Annotated in this window: 16 protein-coding genes and 3 pseudogenes; 9 read left to right on the top strand and 10 right to left on the bottom strand. The window is 69.9% G+C overall.

The features are described 5' to 3' along the window. Positions 1 to 54: 54 nt before the first annotated feature. Both WDJ58_RS00095 and WDJ58_RS00090 read right to left on the bottom strand, forming a co-directional pair. A pseudogene (locus WDJ58_RS00095) lies at positions 55 to 506 on the bottom strand (30S ribosomal protein S19e). A gap of 196 nt (positions 507 to 702) precedes the next feature. Next, complete coding sequence (locus WDJ58_RS00090; RefSeq protein ID WP_338915573.1) at positions 703 to 1,755, bottom strand: lysylphosphatidylglycerol synthase transmembrane domain-containing protein; 1,053 nt, start codon at positions 1,753 to 1,755, stop codon at positions 703 to 705. Between the two features lie 211 nt (positions 1,756 to 1,966). Here WDJ58_RS00090 and thiL point away from each other — a divergent pair, with 211 nt between their 5' ends. Together thiL and WDJ58_RS00080 are read left to right on the top strand one after the other, a co-directional pair. Next, positions 1,967 to 2,848 (top strand): thiamine-phosphate kinase, encoded by an 882-nt coding sequence (gene thiL, locus WDJ58_RS00085; RefSeq protein WP_338915572.1) that lies wholly within the window; start codon positions 1,967 to 1,969, stop codon positions 2,846 to 2,848. A 386-nt stretch (positions 2,849 to 3,234) separates the two neighbouring features. Beyond that, complete coding sequence (locus WDJ58_RS00080; protein WP_338915571.1) at positions 3,235 to 3,522, top strand: hypothetical protein; 288 nt, start codon at positions 3,235 to 3,237, stop codon at positions 3,520 to 3,522. 23 nt (positions 3,523 to 3,545) lie between these two features. On the opposite strand, the gene WDJ58_RS00075 is transcribed toward WDJ58_RS00080, so the two are convergent. Both WDJ58_RS00075 and WDJ58_RS00070 read right to left on the bottom strand, forming a co-directional pair. Beyond that, complete coding sequence (locus WDJ58_RS00075) at positions 3,546 to 4,124, bottom strand: MaoC family dehydratase (RefSeq protein ID WP_338915617.1); 579 nt, start codon at positions 4,122 to 4,124, stop codon at positions 3,546 to 3,548. A gap of 86 nt (positions 4,125 to 4,210) precedes the next feature. Beyond that, positions 4,211 to 4,489: pseudogene (locus WDJ58_RS00070) on the bottom strand (CBS domain-containing protein); the annotation flags it as partial. A gap of 207 nt (positions 4,490 to 4,696) precedes the next feature. Between WDJ58_RS00070 and WDJ58_RS00065 the strand changes: the two are divergent. From WDJ58_RS00065 to WDJ58_RS00045, 5 genes and pseudogenes are all read left to right on the top strand, one after another. Continuing rightward, complete coding sequence (locus WDJ58_RS00065) at positions 4,697 to 5,857, top strand: molybdopterin-dependent oxidoreductase (RefSeq protein ID WP_338915569.1); 1,161 nt, start codon at positions 4,697 to 4,699, stop codon at positions 5,855 to 5,857. Positions 5,858 to 6,034: 177 nt separating this feature from the next. Then, entirely contained in the window at positions 6,035 to 7,096 is a 1,062-nt protein-coding gene (locus WDJ58_RS00060; protein WP_338915568.1) for a GDP-mannose 4,6-dehydratase, read from the top strand. After that, positions 7,093 to 7,476 (top strand): annotated as a pseudogene (locus WDJ58_RS00055) (NAD-dependent epimerase/dehydratase family protein); the annotation flags it as partial. The gene WDJ58_RS00060 and the pseudogene WDJ58_RS00055, both read left to right, overlap by 4 nt. A gap of 101 nt (positions 7,477 to 7,577) precedes the next feature. Beyond that, positions 7,578 to 8,114: an NAD-dependent epimerase/dehydratase family protein gene (locus WDJ58_RS00050; protein ID WP_338915616.1), complete on the top strand. Its 537-nt coding sequence runs from the start codon at positions 7,578 to 7,580 to the stop codon at positions 8,112 to 8,114. After that, on the top strand, positions 8,111 to 9,427 hold the full coding sequence (locus WDJ58_RS00045; protein ID WP_338915566.1) for an alkaline phosphatase family protein: 1,317 nt from the start codon (positions 8,111 to 8,113) through the stop codon (positions 9,425 to 9,427). Before WDJ58_RS00050 ends, WDJ58_RS00045 begins: the two co-directional genes overlap by 4 nt. A 46-nt stretch (positions 9,428 to 9,473) precedes the next feature. On the opposite strand, the gene WDJ58_RS00040 is transcribed toward WDJ58_RS00045, so the two are convergent. From WDJ58_RS00040 to WDJ58_RS00020, 5 genes are all read right to left on the bottom strand, one after another. Then, positions 9,474 to 10,430: a glycosyltransferase family 2 protein gene (locus WDJ58_RS00040; protein WP_338915615.1), complete on the bottom strand. Its 957-nt coding sequence runs from the start codon at positions 10,428 to 10,430 to the stop codon at positions 9,474 to 9,476. Between the two features lie 90 nt (positions 10,431 to 10,520). Next, positions 10,521 to 10,937 carry a hypothetical protein gene (locus tag WDJ58_RS00035; protein WP_338915614.1) on the bottom strand — a complete coding sequence of 139 codons (417 nt, stop codon included), beginning with the start codon at positions 10,935 to 10,937 and terminating at the stop codon, positions 10,521 to 10,523. Between the two features lie 664 nt (positions 10,938 to 11,601). After that, positions 11,602 to 12,549, bottom strand: coding sequence for a glycosyltransferase family 10 domain-containing protein (locus WDJ58_RS00030; protein ID WP_338915613.1), 948 nt, complete (start codon positions 12,547 to 12,549; stop codon positions 11,602 to 11,604). 54 nt (positions 12,550 to 12,603) lie between these two features. Continuing rightward, positions 12,604 to 14,385, bottom strand: coding sequence for an ABC transporter ATP-binding protein (locus WDJ58_RS00025; protein WP_338915612.1), 1,782 nt, complete (start codon positions 14,383 to 14,385; stop codon positions 12,604 to 12,606). 156 nt (positions 14,386 to 14,541) lie between these two features. Then, a complete protein-coding gene (locus WDJ58_RS00020; RefSeq protein ID WP_338915561.1) occupies positions 14,542 to 15,228 on the bottom strand; it encodes an acylneuraminate cytidylyltransferase family protein in 687 nt (228 codons plus the stop codon). A gap of 156 nt (positions 15,229 to 15,384) precedes the next feature. Between WDJ58_RS00020 and neuB the strand changes: the two genes are divergently transcribed. Then, positions 15,385 to 16,497: an N-acetylneuraminate synthase gene (gene neuB, locus WDJ58_RS00015; protein ID WP_338915560.1), complete on the top strand. Its 1,113-nt coding sequence runs from the start codon at positions 15,385 to 15,387 to the stop codon at positions 16,495 to 16,497. Then, a complete protein-coding gene (locus WDJ58_RS00010; protein ID WP_338915559.1) occupies positions 16,497 to 17,165 on the top strand; it encodes a PIG-L deacetylase family protein in 669 nt (222 codons plus the stop codon). Before neuB ends, WDJ58_RS00010 begins: the two co-directional genes overlap by 1 nt. A 33-nt stretch (positions 17,166 to 17,198) precedes the next feature. On the opposite strand, the gene WDJ58_RS00005 is transcribed toward WDJ58_RS00010, so the two are convergent. Beyond that, positions 17,199 to 17,612 (bottom strand): hypothetical protein, encoded by a 414-nt coding sequence (locus WDJ58_RS00005; protein ID WP_338915611.1) that lies wholly within the window; start codon positions 17,610 to 17,612, stop codon positions 17,199 to 17,201. Between the last annotated feature and the right edge of the window lie 29 nt (positions 17,613 to 17,641).

The following is a 17,641-nucleotide window of genomic DNA, read 5'->3' as shown; positions in this document are numbered from 1 at the left end:
CTTGTGGCGCCCCGTCGAAAACGGTTACGGGTATCGCTGGGCCAGCGGGGCTCGTTACGCGTAGCGCTCCAGGTCGGGTCGGTCGAGCTCCTCCATGACCTCGCCCGCGACGCGGTCGAGCAGCGCGCGCCCTCGCCGGAGAGCGAGCGGCCGCCGCTCTGGTTCACGACGTAGCCGGCCTCCTCAAGCTGCTGGAGGATCGTCCGGATGACCTTCCCGGAGGCCTCGCTCTTCACGTCGGGGCGGGTCCGGTAGCGGGTCGACCCCTGCTTCGAGTCGCCGTACGCCTCGCGCAGTCGCCCGACTCCGATGGGGCCGTCGACGGCGACCTTCCGGAGGAGGCTGGCCGCACGGATCGACCAGAAGTCCTCCTGTTCGGGCGGGAGTTCCCTCCCGACGCCGGTCTTGGTGTAGGCGGCCCACTCCGGTTCCTCGATCTCGTCGCCGATCTCCGCCGCGACGGCCTCGATGAGGTCGTCCGCGGGGACGTCGAAGAGCGTCGTCATTACCCGCAGCGTACCCTCGGACCGCGTTTAACGCTGTTGGTACGCAGTCGGGCGCGTGGGGGCTGTTCCCGTCCGGCGTCCCGTGAATGCCGGCTGATCGACCCCTGATCGTCACTGGGGGAACACCCTTGGTCGCCCCCGGTCGTCGGGGCGGGGACCCCCGTCAGTCGTCCCCGGTCGTCAGGGCGGGCACCTATCAGTCGTTCTCGCGGGTCTTCCGGTCCGGCGTCGACAGTATCCCGCCGGCCCCGATGGCGGCGGCGGTCCCGCCGCCGACGAGCACCGGGAGCCAGTAGGTGGCCGTCCGGTGGATGACGACGGCGGCGGTGGCCGCGGCGACGGTCACCCCCGTCGTCGGGACGAGCAGGGCGACGAGGACCGCCTCGACGCCGCCGAGACCACCGGGGAGCGGGGTTATCCCCGCGATCGCCCCGATCGGGACGACGACGAGCATCGCGGCGAACGGGGTGGGGTAGCCCAGCGCGTAGAGCGAGAGCCAGAGCGACCCCGAGAGGCAGAGCCACCCGAGCGCGGAGAACCCGAGCGCCATCGCCAGCCGCCGGCGGTCGCCGGTCACCCGTTCGATGGCGTGGAAGAACCGCTCGATGCGCGCCTCGATGACGTGGACGTCGGGCGGGTCCCGGCGCGGGAGCACCCGGCCGAACCAGCGGATGATCGGGGTGAGCAGGCGGACGACCGTCGCCTCGACCCGATAGCGGTTGTTCCAGGCGTAGATCCCGACGAGCGGGATACCGACCGCGAGCCCGGCGACGGCGACGGCCGCGTACTGGAGGCGGCGGCCGAACGCCACCGTCGCCGAGAAGTAGCCGATGCCCACGAGCGCGAGCAGTATCGAGGGCACGAAGTTGAGCGAGTCGACGCTGGCGATGGCCGCCAGGCCGGTCTCGTACTCCGTGTCGGCGGTCCGCGAGATGAACAGCGCCGTGACGGGCTCGCCGCCGGCCTGGCCGAACGGCGTGACGTTGTTGGCGAACGTCGCCGCCGTGAACACCAGGACCGCGACCCGGGCGGGTATCGCCGAACCGAGTATGCCGAGCACCGTCCGGAGCGAGAGCCCCCACGCGGTCATCCAGACGGTGGCGACCGCGAGGACGCCGACGAGGACGACCGGATCGGCCCTCGAGAGCGCGTCGACGACGCGGCCGACGCCGACGAGTCCGACGAGGAGGCCGAGGACGACGAGCGCGGCGGCGAACCCGACGAGCGTCGTCCGCCAGTCGACGTCCATGTCCCGCAAGAGCGCGGGCCGCCGCTTGAAGCCTCCGAACCCACCCCGACTGAACGGGACGGGATCGTGGGGTGCCACCGGAACCCGGGGCACGCACCCGGCGTCCGACCGGCGGGGTAGCGCCGCGGGCGGCCTCGGACGGCGTCGGCGCTCACCCGGTCGTCACGGGTCGTCACGGACGGTTGAAGTGGTCGCCTCCCCACCACCCGGCATGGACGAACGGGCCGCCCTCCGCCTGCTGGGTGACCGGCTCGACCGGGCCGGCGACGACGCGGCGGTCGTCGACGGGACCGTCGTGACGACCGACATGCTCCACGAGACGACCGACTTCCCCGACGGCACTACCCGGTACACCGCCGGCTGGCGGTCGGTCGGTGCCTCCCTCTCGGACGTGGCGGCGATGGGTGCCCGCGCGACGGCCGCGGTGGCCGTCTACGCCGCGCCCTCGTTCGACCCCGACGAGCTCGGGGCGTTCGTCGACGGTACGAGCGAGGTGTGCGAGGTGGTCGGTGCGGAGTACGTCGGGGGGGACCTCGACGGTCACGAGGAGTTCACCGTCGCCACGACGGCGCTCGGCGAGACCGGGAGCCCCGTGCTGCGCTCGGGGGCCGAGCCGGGTGACACCGTCTGCGTGACGGGGACGCTCGGGCGGTCGGCGGCCGCCCTCGAACTCTTTCGGAGTGACGAGACCGAGCGGGCGAACGAGCTGTTCCGGTTCACGCCCCGCGTGGCCGCCGGGGTCGCGCTCGCCCCGGAGGCGACGGCGATGATGGACTCGAGCGACGGCCTCGCCCGATCGCTCCACCAGCTCGCCGAGGCCTCGGACTGCGGGTTCGACGTCGACGCCTCGGCGCTCCCCGTCGACCCCGCCGTACGCGATGTCGCCGACGACGAGCGCGAGGCGCTCCGGCTGGCGACGACGTTCGGCGAGGACTTCGAGCTGGTCTGTACGGTCCCCGCCGACCGCTTGGCGGTCGCGCGCGAGGCGTGCCCGGTCGATCTCACTCGTCTCGGCGTGGCGACCGACGGCGACGTCCGCCTCGACGGCGAGCCACTCGCGGACGAGGGATGGACGCACGGCGACGCGGGGTGAGACCGGCGAAATCCACCGTCACCCGACAGTATCCCCTCGGAACTCGGAGGGTCCCCGGTACGTGGAGCGACCGCGCGGATTCAACAGGAACGTTTATGATCAATCGGTCGGAAGGGTGGCGTACATGCCCGTCGTCGTACGCGTACACTGAACCCTTCTCCGCCGACCGTAGCGACGACCTCCGACTGCCCCTCGACACACTCACCAGATGCCCATCGACCACCGACACGGCCGACCGACCGCCAATCCCGAGACGCTTCGAACGCCACCGAAACCGCCCGAACCGGACGCCCGGCCCCGGAGGTCCTCCGACCCCCGGACGCCCCGAACGGGAGGAGCGACCCGAACTCGGACGGAGCGAACCACTACCGCCGGAGGCGACTGAGATGAGCACCACCACACCTCCCGACGAGGACGGGACCGGAACCGGGCCGGGGGCGGACCTCGCCGACCGCTCGGACACCGCGGCGACCGGCGGGACCGCCCGTCACGGTACGCCCCGTTCGCCCCGACTCGCTACCGGGACGGGCCACCCCGACCGCTGGGCCGACTCGACCGCCGACGCCTCCGAGCGCACCTCGGCGGCCGCACCGCTCGCGTTCGATCCTACCTGTACCCGACGGCTCCACAACTGCATCGACGAGGCGAACGCCGCGCTCCCCGACGCCCGCTGAGAGCACGCGCTCGTCACCCGCTTCTATCGTGAGGTCGCGTCGGCGGACAGCGCGTCCTCCTCCTCTTTTCCCCCTTCTTCTTCCTCGGTCTCGCCGTCCGCGTCGTCCCCCTCGGCCTCGTCGGGGAGGTCGTCGAGCAGGACGACCGCCTCGCCGTCGATGACACACTCGCCCTCGCCGTCGAACAGCTCCGTCGAGAGCCGGTATCTTCGGTTCCCCAGGTCCTCGACCACCTCGCAGACGGCCGTGACCGTCTCACCGAGTTCGACCGGCGCGAGGTAGGAGAGCTCCTGGGAGAGGAAGATGGTGAGCCCGGGGATGCGCGCGAGCGCCGCGGAGATGACCCCCGATCCGAGGACGCCGTGGGCGATGCGTTCGCCGAACCGGGACCGGGCGGCGAACGCCTCTTCGAGGTGGAGGCGGTTCGTGTCGCCGGTCGCGTCCGCGAACGCCTCGACGTCCGCCTCCGAGACGGTCTTCGTGAACCGGACGACGTCGCCGACGTCGAGGCCGTCGTCGGTCCCGTGTGACTCGAACTCCCACCCTCCTCCTCGTATGCGGTGCTGCCGCCCGCCGCCCGTCTCCTGGTGCGTTCGGCCCACGCCCGCCGGTCGCGGAGGACGTGCGGGAGGTAGTACGCGACGTCCGAGACCGTGACGATGCCGACGATCCGTCCGTCCTCGACGACCGGGAGCCGCCGGACGTCGCGCTCGCCGAGCACCTCTGCCGCACGTTCGATCGGTTCGTCCGGACCGATCACCACCAGGTCGGCGGACATGAACGCGGTGACCGGCGTGTCGCGGGGGGTGTCCTCGGCGTACAGTCGAACCACGTCCGACTCGGTGACGATCCCCGCTGGCTGGCGGCCGTCACAGATCACGACCGACGTGTGTTCGGACGCGGCGATCCGTTCGGCCACCTCCGCGGCGGTCGCGTCGGTCCCGATAGTCTCGACCGTCTCGGTCATCACGTCCCTGACGGGGAGCGAAACGAGCATCGAGTGGACGGAGGCCGCCCGGGCACATATACCGTCGGACAGAACGGTTGATAGGAACCGTCGGGGGCTTCCCCGGTGGAATCTATCGAAGCCTCTGTCCGACGGTGTAGGCATCTCCCCACGTGGCCTCCCCACGGCTCCCGCGGGGCCTATACCGCTCGGGACCCTGGGGGAGGTATGGGAACTCCCGGCGACCGGGGGACGAGCGGACGCGTCCGGACCGCGCTCGCCCGCCTTCGGACGCTGCTCTCGCCACACCCGCGGCTCGTCGACTGGTCGCTGTTCGCCCTCCTCCTCGTCGTCCTCCTCACCGGCGTCCTCGGGTTCCTCTCGGGACGCCCCGACGAGGCGTGGGTGTTCGCCACCCACGGCGTCGCCGGCATCTCGCTCGTCGCCTTCCTCTACTTCAAGCTCCGCCGGGTCCGCGGCCGGCTCGCGGAGCTGACGGTCACGCGGGCGCTCTCGGTGCTCATGGTCCTCGCCACGGTCGGCGCGCTCGCCACCGGCGTCTGGTGGGTGTTCGGCGGGACGCTCGACCTCGGGCCGTGGGGGCTGTTGAACCTCCACGTCGGGCTCGGCCTCCTCGTCGTCCCGCTGCTCGCCTACCACCTCACCCGGCGGTTCCGTCCCCTCTCGTCTACCGACTTCGAGGGCCGACGCACCGCGCTCCAGTACACGGCCCTCGTCGGCGCGGGCGCGCTCGCCTGGCGGCTCCAGGGGTCGGCCAACCGGCTGCTCGACACCGCCGGGGCGACCCGGCGGTTCACCGGCTCTCGCGAGACCGGCTCGGGTGACGGAAACGCGTTTCCGGTCACCGCGTGGGTGGCCGACGATCCCGACCCAGTCTCGGTATCCGACTGGACGCTCTCCGTTCGAGGGCTGGTCGGGTCGCCGGCCGATCTGGCGTACGCCGCCGTCTCGCCCGCTCACGAGGACCGCGCGCTCGCGGTCCGTACGGACCGCGCTTCCTTCGCGGTCCACGAGGACCGCGCGCTCCTCGACTGCACCTCGGGGTGGTACTCGGAACACGACTGGCAGGGGCTCCGTGTGGGTGACCTGCTCGACGCCGTGGGCGTCCACGAGGACGCCGCGTGGGTGCAGTTCCGGTCGGTGACCGGCTACCGGTGGTCGCTCCCGCTGGCGGAGGCCCGCGACGCGACGCTCGCCACCCACGTCGACGGCGACCGACTCGCACACGGTCACGGGTTCCCGCTCCGACTCGTCGCCCCCGGCCGTCGCGGCTTCCAGTGGGTGAAGTGGGTCGAGGAGGTTCGAGTGACCCGCCGGCGCGACCGCAGCGAGTGGCTGGCCGTCTTCGTCTCCGGCGTCGAGGAGTGAGACACGGATCCCCCGAGCGGACGCGGCGGATCCCCGGGACCGTGCAATCGGCCGGACGCGGCGGTTCGACGGACACCCGACCACGCCGATCGCGGTCGGCGTCGAGCCACTTCGTTACTACGGGTACTGCTGCGTGGGAAAGTGTAAAGACCGGGCGGGGGATGGGTCCGGACAGACATGGACATCGAGGACCAGGTCGCCGAACGACCCGTCTTCGTCACCGGGGCGGACGGGTTCGTCGGCTCGCACCTCGTCGACTGGCTGGTCGACCACGGCGCGGACGTCCACGCGTTCGTCCGGGCGACCTCCAGCGGCGAGCTGAACAACATCGTCCACCGCTCCGGGGAGGTCACGGTCCACCGCGGGGACCTCCGCGACCCTCACTCCGTTCGGCGCGCCCTCTCGGCGCTCCAGCCGTACGACGACACCCTCCTCTTCCACCTCGCGGCACAGGCCCACGTCGGGGAGTCCTGGTCCCGGCCCTACGATACGGTCGACACGAACGTCCTCGGGACGCTCAACCTCCTCCAGGCCGTCGTCGACCTCGATCTGGACGTCGCGAAGTTCGACACCGCCGGGACGAGTGAGGAGTACGGTAACGTCAAGGAGGAGATGATGGACGCCCACGACTTCGAGGACGACGGCCGGGTCCTGCTCTCCGAGCGCTCGCCGGTCAACCCCAAGAGCGTCTACGCCACCTCCAAACTCGCCGCCGACTTCCTCACGATGAACTACCACGACGCCTACGGGCTCCCCGCGGTGACCACGCGGATGTTCAACAACTATGGCCCGCGCCAGAACCCGCGCTACATCACGGGGACCATCATCACCCAGGCTCTGGAGCGGGACGTCGTCGAACTGGGCAACCTCCAGTCCAAGCGGGACATGTGTTACGTCTCCGACGGGGTCCGCGGTCACCTCCACGTCGCGCTCGGCGGCTCCCCCGGCGAGCAGTACGTCTACGGCCACGGCAAGAACATCTCGATGCGCGACTGGGCTGACACCATCCTCGAGGTGGGTGCCGAACACGGTCACTGGGAGCACCCCGAGATCATCCAGGACGAGGACCGCTTCCGCCCCGGCGACTCGGACGTCGAGGAGCTCCTGGTGGGTTACGAGAAGCTCAACGCCGAGACCGGCTGGGAGCCCCGCGTCGACTGGCGCGAGGGCATCCGCCGCACCATCGACTGGTACGCACAGAACCGCGAGGCGTGGTACGGACGGGTCGACTGGCGATGACGGGCGAGAGCACCACCGAGGCCGGTGACGACGGCGAGTGCGGACACGACTACTGGGACGGCCGCACGGTGATGGTCACCGGCGGATCGGGCTTTCTGGGGAGCCACCTCGTCGAGGACCTCCGGTCGCGCGCTCCCGGGGTGGACGTGTTCGTCCCCCGGAGCGACGAGTACGACCTGCGCGACCGTTCCGACATCGACCGGGCGCTCGAGGACTCGGCGGCCGACGTCGTGATCCACCTGGCGGCGACGGTCGGCGGCATCGGTGCCAACCGCGACAATCCGGGGACCTACTTCTACGAGAACGCGATCATGGGCATCGAACTCATCGAGGCCGCCCGCCGGGTCGGCGTCGAGAAGTTCACCACCATCGGGACGATCTGCTCGTACCCCAAGCACACCCCCGTGCCGTTCAGCGAGGAGGACCTCTACGAGGGGTATCCCGAGGAGACGAACGCCCCTACGGCATCGCGAAGAAGGCGTTGCTCACCCAGTCGCAGGCCTACCGCGACCAGTACGGCTTTAATGGGATCTACCTCATGCCCGTCAACCTCTACGGCCCGCGCGACGACTTCGACCTGGAGACCTCCCACGTCATCCCTGCCATCGTCCGGAAGTGCGTCGAGGCCCGCGAGCGCGGCGACGACTCGATCACCGCCTGGGGGACCGGCGAGCCCACCCGGGAGTTCCTCTACGTGAAGGACGCCGCCGAGGGAATCCTCGACGCGACCGAGCGCTACGACGGGCCCGAGCCCGTCAACCTCGGGAGCGGGATGGAGATCTCCATCCGCGACCTCGTGGAGCTGATCGCGGATCTGACGGGGTTCGAGGGCGAGGTCGAGTGGGACACCTCCAAACCCGACGGCCAGCCCCGCCGACGGCTCGACACCGCCCGCGCGAGGGAGCGCTTCGACTGGGGGGCCTCGACGGAGTTCGAGGAGGGGCTTCGCGAGACCATCGACTGGTACGAGGCGAACCGCGAGCGCATCGTCGGGTCGGGATCGACGCCCGAGCCGTGACCGGCTCCGACCCCGGTGATCGGACCGAACGCGACGTCCGCGGCGACCACGACGAACGAGACGGCCCGCGCGTCGTCGCGCTCGCGGTCGACGGGATGGAACCCTCGTTACTCGACCGGTGGATCGACGCCGGCGAACTCCCCGAACTCCGGTCGCTCCGCGAGGACGGCGCGTACGGGACCGCCCACTGTTCGTCGCTCTCCTCGGCCAACCAGTGGACGACCCACTTCACGGGCGTCACCCCGGAGACCCACGGCGTCACCGGGTTCCTGAAGGGGGACCGGAAGCGGCGGGCGGGCGAGCCCGCACCCGACGCCCGCGAACTGATCAACGTCTCCGACATCCGGGTGAAGACCTACCCCGAACTGCTCGCCGAGTCCGGGGTCCGGGTCGGGCTGATCAACCCGCTCCCGCTGTGGCCGCCGCTGGAACTCGACGGCGGCTTCTGTGTCTCCGGGATGCTCACCCCTCCGGCGACCGATCGGCGGGTGTACCCCCCCGAACTGGCCGGGGAACTCGACGAACTCGGCTACCGTATCGACGTCCGCTACGGCGACCGCCCCTACGGGTTCGTCGACGACGACCTCTTCGGGGAGGTCACCCTCGAGACCCTCCACGAGGACATGTTCGACGTGCTCGACGCACGCATCCGGTTCACGAAGCACGCGGTGCGCGAACACGACCTCGACTACCTCTACAGCCTGCTCAAGTCGATCGACGTCGTCCAGCACTGCTTCTGGGCGCACATGGTCGCCGACGACCCCACCTACGGCGACGCGATCCTCGAGTCCTACCGGCGGGTCGACGACCTCGTGGGGTGGATCCGGGCGGAGACCGACGCGGACCTGCTCGTCTTCTCCGACCACGGCTTCGGCCCGCGACAGGGCGACCCGCCCGAGGGGGTCCACCGGCTGGCGCGGGCCGTCTCCGAGCGGGTCCCGCTCCCGCTCGCGGCCAAGCGCGCGTACGACGCCGTGCTGCGCTCGCCGATCGAGGCGGGTGCGGACGGCGTCTCCGTCGAGTCGACGACGGGGACGCACTCGAACCCGGCGGTCTGGGCGCTCGCCGGCCCGGACGTCCGGGCCGGTCAGCCGTCGAGCGTCGACTTCGAGGACCTCCCGCCGACGATACTGTCGCTCCTCGACGAACCCGTCCCGGCGACCTACGTCGGGACCGCCGTGGACGCGGTCCCGACTCCCCGTATCGAGGAGCGACCGCTCGACGTGCGGCGCGACACGCGGGTCGAGGACAGCGAGGTCGTCTCCGAGCGCCTCCACAACCTCGGCTACGCCGAGATGGTCGACGAGGACTGACCCGATCCCGGTCCGGTCGGTCGACCACGGCGGACGCCGGACGGGCCTACCGGAGCAGCGAGTCGAGCACGATGCCGTCGACGTAGCCGCGGAGCCGGTAGAGCGGCCCCGGATCGCGGTCGAGCAGCGCCCCGACGAGGTGGCACACCTGTCCCGGGGAAAACCCCAGGACGATCAGACGAACGACGGACAGCCAGAACGGGACGATAGCGTTCTTCCGGCGGAAGAGCACGTAGTTCCGGGCGAACCAGTACTCTCCCTCGAGATCCGCACGGGTCATCCCCGTCCGCGAGCCACCCGCCCGCGCCTCGAAGTGGTGGACGAGCGCACCGGGGTGGTAGAGGAGTCGGTGTCCCTCACGGGTCAGACGCGCCATCACGTCGGTCTCCTCGAACTTCGCCGGTCCCCGATCGTACGCGAGATCGAACCCCCCGATCGACACCAGGGTCTCGCGCCTGAACGCCATGTTCGCCCCGCCGAGTCGATCCGTCTCGACGGGAGCGGGGGGGATCCAGTCCTTCACTCGGCTGGTCGTCCCGCCGTAGCCGTCGACGTGGTTCTGGTTCTCGGGGTGATGAACGATCTCCCGGAGCGGTTCGAGGTCCTCGTCGACGCTGATCGCCGGACCGCCGACGGCCGCCATCCCGGGGTTCTCCTCGAACCCCTGGAGGATGCTCTCGAACCACTCCGGTTCGCAGACCACGTCGTCGTCGAGGAAGCAGACGATGTCCGACTCCGAACAGTCGATCACGGTGTTCCTCGCCCCGGGCATGCTGGCCGGACCGCTCCGGGGGAGGTATCGGAGGGTGGTCCCCCGCCGCTCGAACGCCGAGGCCCGGTCCTCGACCGCCTCGCGCGTCGGGCCCGCGTGACTGTCGTCGACGACCACGATCTCGTCCGGGAAGTACGTCTGGTCCAGGAGGCTCTCCAGGAGCCGCGCCATGTACTGCGGCCGCCCGTACGTCACGATGCCGACCGTCGCGGTCGGTCGTTCCTCAGACATGGTCGCCGTCCCCGTCGCTGCCGTCGTCCCCGATCGACCCCCGACGGGTCGAACGGGGTCGGGGTGGTCCCGGCGACGACACGATCGCGCTCATCCGACGTACCCGAGCGCACGGAGTCGCTCGGTCCGTTCCGCCTCGTCCACCGAGAACTCCTCGGCGGGTAGCTCGGAGACGATCCGACGTCGCTCGTCCGACGGCACCTCCACCCACGGCACCTCGACCAGTTCGGGGACGTACAGCGAGGGGAAGTGACCGTAGCACCGGACCGGGACCGGGCGGAGCCGTTCGCCCAGGAGCTCACCGTGGTCCGCGGTCACGATCACCCGCCCCTCGACGTGTTCGAGCAGCTCGGCCACGTCCTCCAGCACCAGCTGGAGGTTGCGCTCGTACGCACGCCTGATCTCCTCGGCCGTGGTCTCCCCCGGCCAGATCATCCCCCGCCAGTGACCGAGTTCCCCCTCGACGTGCCGCATCTCCGGGGCGATGAACGGTCGGTGTGGGGTCATGTAGTGGACCACGATCCGCTTTTCGGGGTACTCCGTGGGCCTCGAGGGCGGCCTCGGTGATCCGTTCCGGCGGGGCCTCGGTCCCCGACTCGTTCCAGGCGTCGTCGAGGGAGACGGCGTGGAAGGTGTCCGACGGCAGCGTCGTGACGTAGGGGTTGCCCGTCACGTAGACCGTGTCGTGGTGCTTCCGTCCCCCGAACGTCCGCCGGAAGAACTCGCGGCTCTCGCTTCCCGGCGCGATCTCCTTCGAGAGGTTCCCGAGGCCGAGGTCGTACTCGGAGCGGAACGTGTCGTACCGACAGGCGTCGAGGACGATGGCGGTGTCCCAGTCCCGTTCCATCAGCCGGTAGCCCTCCCGTCTCGTCCCGCGCCCGTGGACGAACTGGTTCGCCCGGCGTCCGACGTAGTTCAGTTCCAGGAGGCCCTTCTTCGCGGCCAGCCCCGGGTCCGTCATCGCGAGCTCGACAGCGGCTTGCAGATACCGTCTCATGTCACAGTGCTCGTGGTCCTCCGATCGGCCTCTCGCGCGGGTATTCGGACGTGCGATAATAAAGCCGGTCATCGCTCCGGGAACGACACCCTGGCGTGCCGGCCGTCGGCGTCGGGTCCCCGGGACGAGTCTCGTGGCCGATCCGGTCCGTCGACCCGGACCTCCCGAGGCGGATCACGTCAGACCCTGGATGGCGCGGTGGGCACGAGGGAGGTACTGGTACTCCTCGAGGATGCGACGCCGCGCCTCGGCGATGGCGTCGAGGTTCCGTTCCCTGAGATCGCTCTCGACGATCTCCAGCACCCGCGACGGCGCGTCGGGGTCCTCGATGTCTATCCGGACGTACGAGTCCTCGGGGAGGTAGTCGTCCAGGTTCGTACACCCCCAGTAGATCGGGAGACACCACGCCAGTAACGGGTCGACGACCTTCTCGCTGAAGTAGTGTGGTCCCTTGTAGTTCTCGATAGCGAGGCTGTACCGGTACTCCGCGAGACCGTCCCACTTGTCGTCGATCTCGCCCCGGTAGTGGCTCCCGGAGAACTCACCCCTCCCGTACAGGTCGAGCTGTGATGCCCCCCGCTCGACGAGCCTATCGAGGAAGTCCATCCGGAGGATGTGACCGTCCGTGACGTGGGGTTTCAGCATCCCCGCGGGCTTCGGTCGGTGTTTCAGGATGCCGGCGCTCAGCATCGCCCGCCGGGCGACGTTCACGAGCGGGTTGCCGATCCGCCCCTTGTCCGTGACGACCCACGAGAGCGATCCCGTCTTGGGAACGTCCTCCGGGCCGATGTCGGTCAGTTCGTCGTAGGACCGCTCGACCCACCACTCCTGGACCAGCGGGTGGCCCGTGGCGGGCGACTCCCTGTGTGCGGCCGCCACGTCCGACCAGTCACAGCGCCCGAACAGGGGTGGTTCGCGACAGAAGAGGAGCCGCTCCTCGGGCGGGACCGCGAGGGCCTCCTCCGGCGGCTGGTTGATTATCGCCGTGTAGTCCGCGTCGTCGGGGTCCGTCGTGAGCGTCGTCGTCTCCCAGGTGCCCGAATCCCCGGGAGTCCGTTCGAGCAGCCGCTCGTACAGCTCCTCCGGGGGGCCGAGGTCCCAGACGAAACGGACTGACGCCATGTCCGGGCCGATGACGACGCCGGTGTTAACGGTTTCCCGTCCCGCCCGACCTCGCTACGCCTCGCTACGCTGTGTCGCGTACAGCTCCGCGTACAGTCCGTCGTCCTCGAGGAGTTCGTCGTGCCCGCCGACGTCCGTGATCCGTCCGTCCTCGACCGTGTAGATGCGGTCCGCGTTCTTCACCGTCGAGAGCCGGTGTGCGATGGTTATCAGCGCGTAGTCCCGCTCCATCGACTCGATGGCCGCCTGCACCTCGCGCTCGATGTTGCTGTCGAGGTCGCTCGTCGCCTCGTCGAGCAGGAGGATATCCGCGTCCTTCAGGAGGGCTCGGGCGAGTGCGACGCGCTGCTGCTGGCCGCCCGAGAGCCGGACCCCGTCGTCCCCGAGCATTGTGTCGTACCCGTTCGGCAGTTCGTCGAGGAACTCGGTGACGCGAGCGATCTCACAGACCCGCTCGATCTCCTCCTCGGAGGCGTTCCGGTCCGCGAGCCCCACGTTGTACCGCAGCGTGTCGTTGAATATGAACGGGCTCTGTCGGACCACCGAGACGTGCTCGCGCCACTCGTCGAGGTCGAACCCGTCGATGGGTCGGCCGTCGGCGAGTATTCGCCCCTCGTCGGGCTCGTACAGCCGGGGGATGAGCGAAACGACGGTCGACTTGCCCGCCCCGGACTGGCCCACGAACGCGACGAACTCGCCCCGCTCCACCTCGAGTGAGACGTCGTGCAGGACCGGTTCGTCCTCGTAGGCGAACGTCACCCCGTCGAACTCGATGCGGTCGACCGTCTCCGGAACCGGCTCCGAGCCCGATTCGGGCTCCGTGTTTCGCGCGAGCCGGTCGACGAACCGCTGGTTCCGGGTGAGATGGGGGAGGTCGCTCTCGAGGGCGTAGTAGAGGTCGTTCAGCGTGCTGACCCGGGGGGCGAGCCGGAACATCGCGAACAGGAAGACGCCGAGTTCGCCGAACGAGAGCGGCGTGGCCGTGAGCGCGAAGTAGATCAGCACGAACACCGTGACCGCGCTCGTGAACTGGTAGAAGTTGTTGATCCCCGCCTGATTGCGCTTCACCGTGACCGTGGACCTGACCAGCTGGTCGATGGAGCGCTGGAAGTCCTCGAACAGCTCCCCGTCGACGCCGAACACCTTCACGTCGCGTATCCCCTGGGTGCCGGCCTGGACGGCGGCCTGGACCCGTTCGTTCGCCTCGGCCACCCTGTCACCGACGACGTAGCCCGGCTCGATGACGAACCGGACGACGTAGGTGATCGCCCCGAGCAGAATCAGCGTGAGCCCCGTCAGGAGCGGGGCGAGGTAGAGCGCGACCGCGAGGTAGATCGCGGCGATCATCGCGGTCTCCAGGAGCTGGACCGCACGCGTGATGGTTCGACCGGCGAACGTCGCCTGCGTGATGATCGCGTTCAGTATCTCGTCTGACCCCTCACGATCGAAGTACCTGACCCGTGCGTCGAGCGCCGCGTCGAAGGCCTCGGTCTTCAGCGCGCGGGTGTAGTCGGTCTGGAGGTCGACCCGGAGCCACGCCACCGCGAAGCTCGTCAGGTACCGCATACCCATCGCGATGACGACCCCCACGATCACGTACTCGAGGACGAACGGGAGGCCGATGGTCTCGTAGACCCGGACGAACGCGCCGAGCAGGCCCGTCGCCTCCTCCGGGAGAGTCCCGCCCGGCCGGGCGAGTTCGACGATGGGGAGGATGAACCCCAGGCCCAGGCCCTCCAGCCCCGCGGCGACCACGCTCAGGGCCAGTATCGTGGCCGACCGCTTCGGGGCGAACCCCACGATGTTCCAGAGGGCACGGCGGCTCTCGCTGCTCATCCGTCCTCACCCGTCTTCCGTGTCGAATCGAACTCGGTGTCTCTCACGCTGTGGACTCACGACCGTGCTTCTTCCGCGGATTCGACACCGCCGCTCATCAATAGTTCGGAACCGTCGGTTTCCGACCCGGAATCGGGACGGCGGTTCCCCCCGGGATCACTCCACCACCGCCTCCGGCGTCGGCTCCTCGCCGTAGCGGTCCCGGTGGAGCATCTCGGCGATACGGAAGTCGACCGTCTCGTCGATGTCGATCGCCTCCCAGGGCTCCATCGGGAACATCTCCGGGTCGTCGCCGATGCGGTTCTCCCGGCGCTCGACCGACGCCTCGGTGAACAGGTAGAGGTTGGAGTTCTCCTCGTAGACCGGCGGGAGGTCCTGAGTGCGCTTGAGCTCGTCGCGCCGGTGGTTGATGGGCTCGCCGTCGGCGTCCCACAGCCGGGTCTGGAGCGGCGTCACGGAGAACAGCGAGTCACAGTCGCGCTCCTCGAACGCCGCGACCGCGTCCGCGACCGTCTCCGGGCGCAACAGCGGGTTCGTACAGTGGGTCTGGAGGTAGCGGTCGGCCTCCGTCCGGCGGACGTCGTGGAGGATGATCTCGTTCATCTCGACGTGGTCGCCCCGGAGCCGCTCGGGTCGTTCGAGCACCGACGCTCCGAGCTCCCGGGCCTCGTCGGCGATCTCCGCCGAATCCGTGTTCACGACCACCTCGTCGACCGCCGACACCGCGTTCAGCGTGTTGAGGACCCAGTGACACAGCGGCCGGCCGTTGAACGACCGGAGGTTCTTGTTCGGGACGCGCTCGCTGTGTCCCTTCATCGGGACGAGGGCGACGAGCCGGGCCATGGTCCCTCTCGACGACGTGACGGCAAAATACGTTAGGGTTCGCCCGGCGCCGCGTGTCAGCGACGGAATTCGACGACGGTTCCAGGGAGGTCCCTCGAACGCCGCCCCGTCCGTGCCGGCGTCCACACTTATGCCCCCGGCACCGCAGGTGTGACCGTGCACATCGACGGCACTCCGATCGGGCCGGACGACCCGCCGTACTTCATCGCCGAGGCGGGCGTCAACCACAACGGCGACATGGGGATGGCCGAGCGGCTGGTCGACGCCGCGGCCGACGCCGGGGCGGACGCGGTGAAGTTCCAGACGTTCAGCGCCGACCGGCTCGTCACGCGCGAGGCGTCGAAGGCCGAGTACCAGACCGAGACCACCGGCGAGGGCTCGCAGTACGAGATGCTGAAGCGGTACGAGCTCGACCGGGCGGATCACGAGCGGCTGATCGACCGCTGTGCCGAGCGCGGGATCACGTTCCTCTCGACGCCGTTCGACCCCGAGAGCGCCGACACGCTCGCCGACCTCGGGCTCCCGGCGATCAAGATCGGCTCGGGCGAACTCGACAACCATCCGCTGCTCGAACACGTCGCCGGGTTCGGGCTCCCGATGGTCGTGAGTACGGGGATGGGAACGATGGCGGAGGTCCACGCCGCCCGCGAGGCCATCCGCGGCGTCGATCCGGATGCGGAAGCCGCCTTCCTCCACTGCACGTCGGCGTACCCCTGCTCGCTCGACGACGTGAACCTCCGCGCGATGGGGACCATGATGGCCGAGCTCGACGAGCCGGTGGGCTACTCCGACCACACGACGCTCCCCGAGACGCCGGGGTTCGCCGTCGCCGCGGGCGCGTGCGTCGTCGAGAAACACTTCACGCTCGACTCGACGCTCCCCGGGCCGGACCACGAGGCGTCGCTCGAACCGGACGAACTCGCCCGGGCGGTCGAACTCGCCCGGGCGGCCGCGCGGACCCGCGGGCGCCCCGAGAAGCGCCCGACCGCCGTCGAACGCGAGAACGCCCCGACCATCCGGAAGAGCCTCCACGCCGCGACGGACGTAGCGGGAGGGACGACCATCGAGGCCCGTCATCTCGCCGTCCTCCGGCCGGTCGAGGGGCTCTCCCCGCGATACCACGACGCCGTCATCGGCGCGCGGACGACCCGCGACCTCGCCGCCGGCGACCCGATAACGCGGGATAGCGTGACGGTCGACCTGGACGCCGACGGGGTCGACGAGGGTGTCGAGGACGTAACCGACCGGGATGAGGGGACCGACGAGTGATGTTCGACGGCGACGACACGGTCCTCGTGGTCGGCGCGCACCCCGACGACGAGGTGCTCGGCGCGGGGGGGACGATGGCGAGACACGCCGCCGCGGGCGAGGAGGTCCACACCCTCGTCGTCACCGAGGGGACGACACAGCAGTACGACGACGAGGACCTGATCGAGGAGAAGCGCCGGGACGCACGGGCGTGCGCCGACCGGCTCGGCGTCACCGACGTTCACTTCGGCGACCTGCCGGACATGCGGCTCGACGACGTGGCCCACGTCGAGGTCAACGCCGTGATCGAGGCGGTCGTCGACGAGGTGAGCCCCGACGTCGTCTACACCCACTCCCGCCGGGAGGTGAACCGCGACCACGTCGCGGTCCACGACTCGACGCTCGTCGCCACCCGACCGGGATCGGGCGTCGCGACCGTCCTGGCCTACGAGACGCCCTCCTCGACCGAGTGGTCGCCCCGGATGGAGGGGTTCGAACCCGACCTGTTCGTCGATATCGGGAGCCACCTCGACGCGAAGGTCGAGGCGTTCGAGGCCTACGAGACCGAGGTGCGGGAGTACCCCCACCCGCGCTCGGCGGAGTCCCTGCGCGCGGTCGCGAAGGCCCGCGGGGCCGCCTGCGGGGCGCACGCCGCCGAGGCGTTCGACGTCCTCCGTGCGTACCGCTGATTCGGCTACTCCCGCTCCCCGTTCGGCGTCCCGTCAGTACGACGAGAGCGTCCCGACCCGGTCGACGTCCTCGGCCTCGTCGGCCGGCGTCACCTCCACCTCCACGTAGTACCGCTCGCCGTCGACCTCCAGGAAGGCGTTGTCGAACGGCGGGAAGGTAAGCGCGCGCAGGACGTCGAGGAGCTCCTTCGTCTCGTAGCGTTCCTCGGGGTCGATCCGGCAGAGTTCCCGGAAGTCGGATTTGTAGTGGTAGGTCGCCTCCGCCTCGGTCTGCTCGGTCGTCTCGACCTCGCCGGCCTCGATGTCGGGCCACGACTCACGAAACAGCTCGACGGAGGCCCGTTCGATGCGCCGGTAGAGCGACCGACCCGTGTCGGCGAACGTCGTCTCCACCCGCCGGCGCGCGATGATCTCACCCGTGTCGACACCCGGGTCCATGTAGTGCATCGTCGCCCCCGCCGGGAGCCCTCGACGAT

It is taken from the genome of Salinirubellus litoreus, from assembly GCF_037335815.1.
Classification (GTDB): domain Archaea; phylum Halobacteriota; class Halobacteria; order Halobacteriales; family Haloarculaceae; genus Salinirubellus; species Salinirubellus litoreus.
The sequence above is the reverse complement of the archived record's forward strand: the minus strand, read 5'-3'. Positions and strand labels throughout refer to the sequence as shown.

Excerpts from the sequence above, each read along its gene's own strand:
- WDJ58_RS00065 (WP_338915569.1), top strand. The coding sequence starts at position 4,697 with ATGGGAACTCCCGGCGACCGGGGGACGAGCGGACGCGTCCGGACCGCG.
- WDJ58_RS00080 (WP_338915571.1), top strand. The coding sequence starts at position 3,235 with ATGAGCACCACCACACCTCCCGACGAGGACGGGACCGGAACCGGGCCG.
- WDJ58_RS00060 (WP_338915568.1), top strand. The coding sequence starts at position 6,035 with ATGGACATCGAGGACCAGGTCGCCGAACGACCCGTCTTCGTCACCGGG.
- WDJ58_RS00010 (WP_338915559.1), top strand. The coding sequence starts at position 16,497 with ATGTTCGACGGCGACGACACGGTCCTCGTGGTCGGCGCGCACCCCGAC.
- WDJ58_RS00005 (WP_338915611.1), bottom strand. The coding sequence starts at position 17,612 with ATGCACTACATGGACCCGGGTGTCGACACGGGTGAGATCATCGCGCGC.
- thiL (WP_338915572.1), top strand. The coding sequence starts at position 1,967 with ATGGACGAACGGGCCGCCCTCCGCCTGCTGGGTGACCGGCTCGACCGG.
- WDJ58_RS00040 (WP_338915615.1), bottom strand. The coding sequence starts at position 10,430 with ATGTCTGAGGAACGACCGACCGCGACGGTCGGCATCGTGACGTACGGG.
- WDJ58_RS00030 (WP_338915613.1), bottom strand. The coding sequence starts at position 12,549 with ATGGCGTCAGTCCGTTTCGTCTGGGACCTCGGCCCCCCGGAGGAGCTG.
- WDJ58_RS00020 (WP_338915561.1), bottom strand. The coding sequence starts at position 15,228 with ATGGCCCGGCTCGTCGCCCTCGTCCCGATGAAGGGACACAGCGAGCGC.
- WDJ58_RS00035 (WP_338915614.1), bottom strand. The coding sequence starts at position 10,937 with ATGACCCCACACCGACCGTTCATCGCCCCGGAGATGCGGCACGTCGAG.
- WDJ58_RS00025 (WP_338915612.1), bottom strand. The coding sequence starts at position 14,385 with ATGAGCAGCGAGAGCCGCCGTGCCCTCTGGAACATCGTGGGGTTCGCC.
- WDJ58_RS00090 (WP_338915573.1), bottom strand. The coding sequence starts at position 1,755 with ATGGACGTCGACTGGCGGACGACGCTCGTCGGGTTCGCCGCCGCGCTC.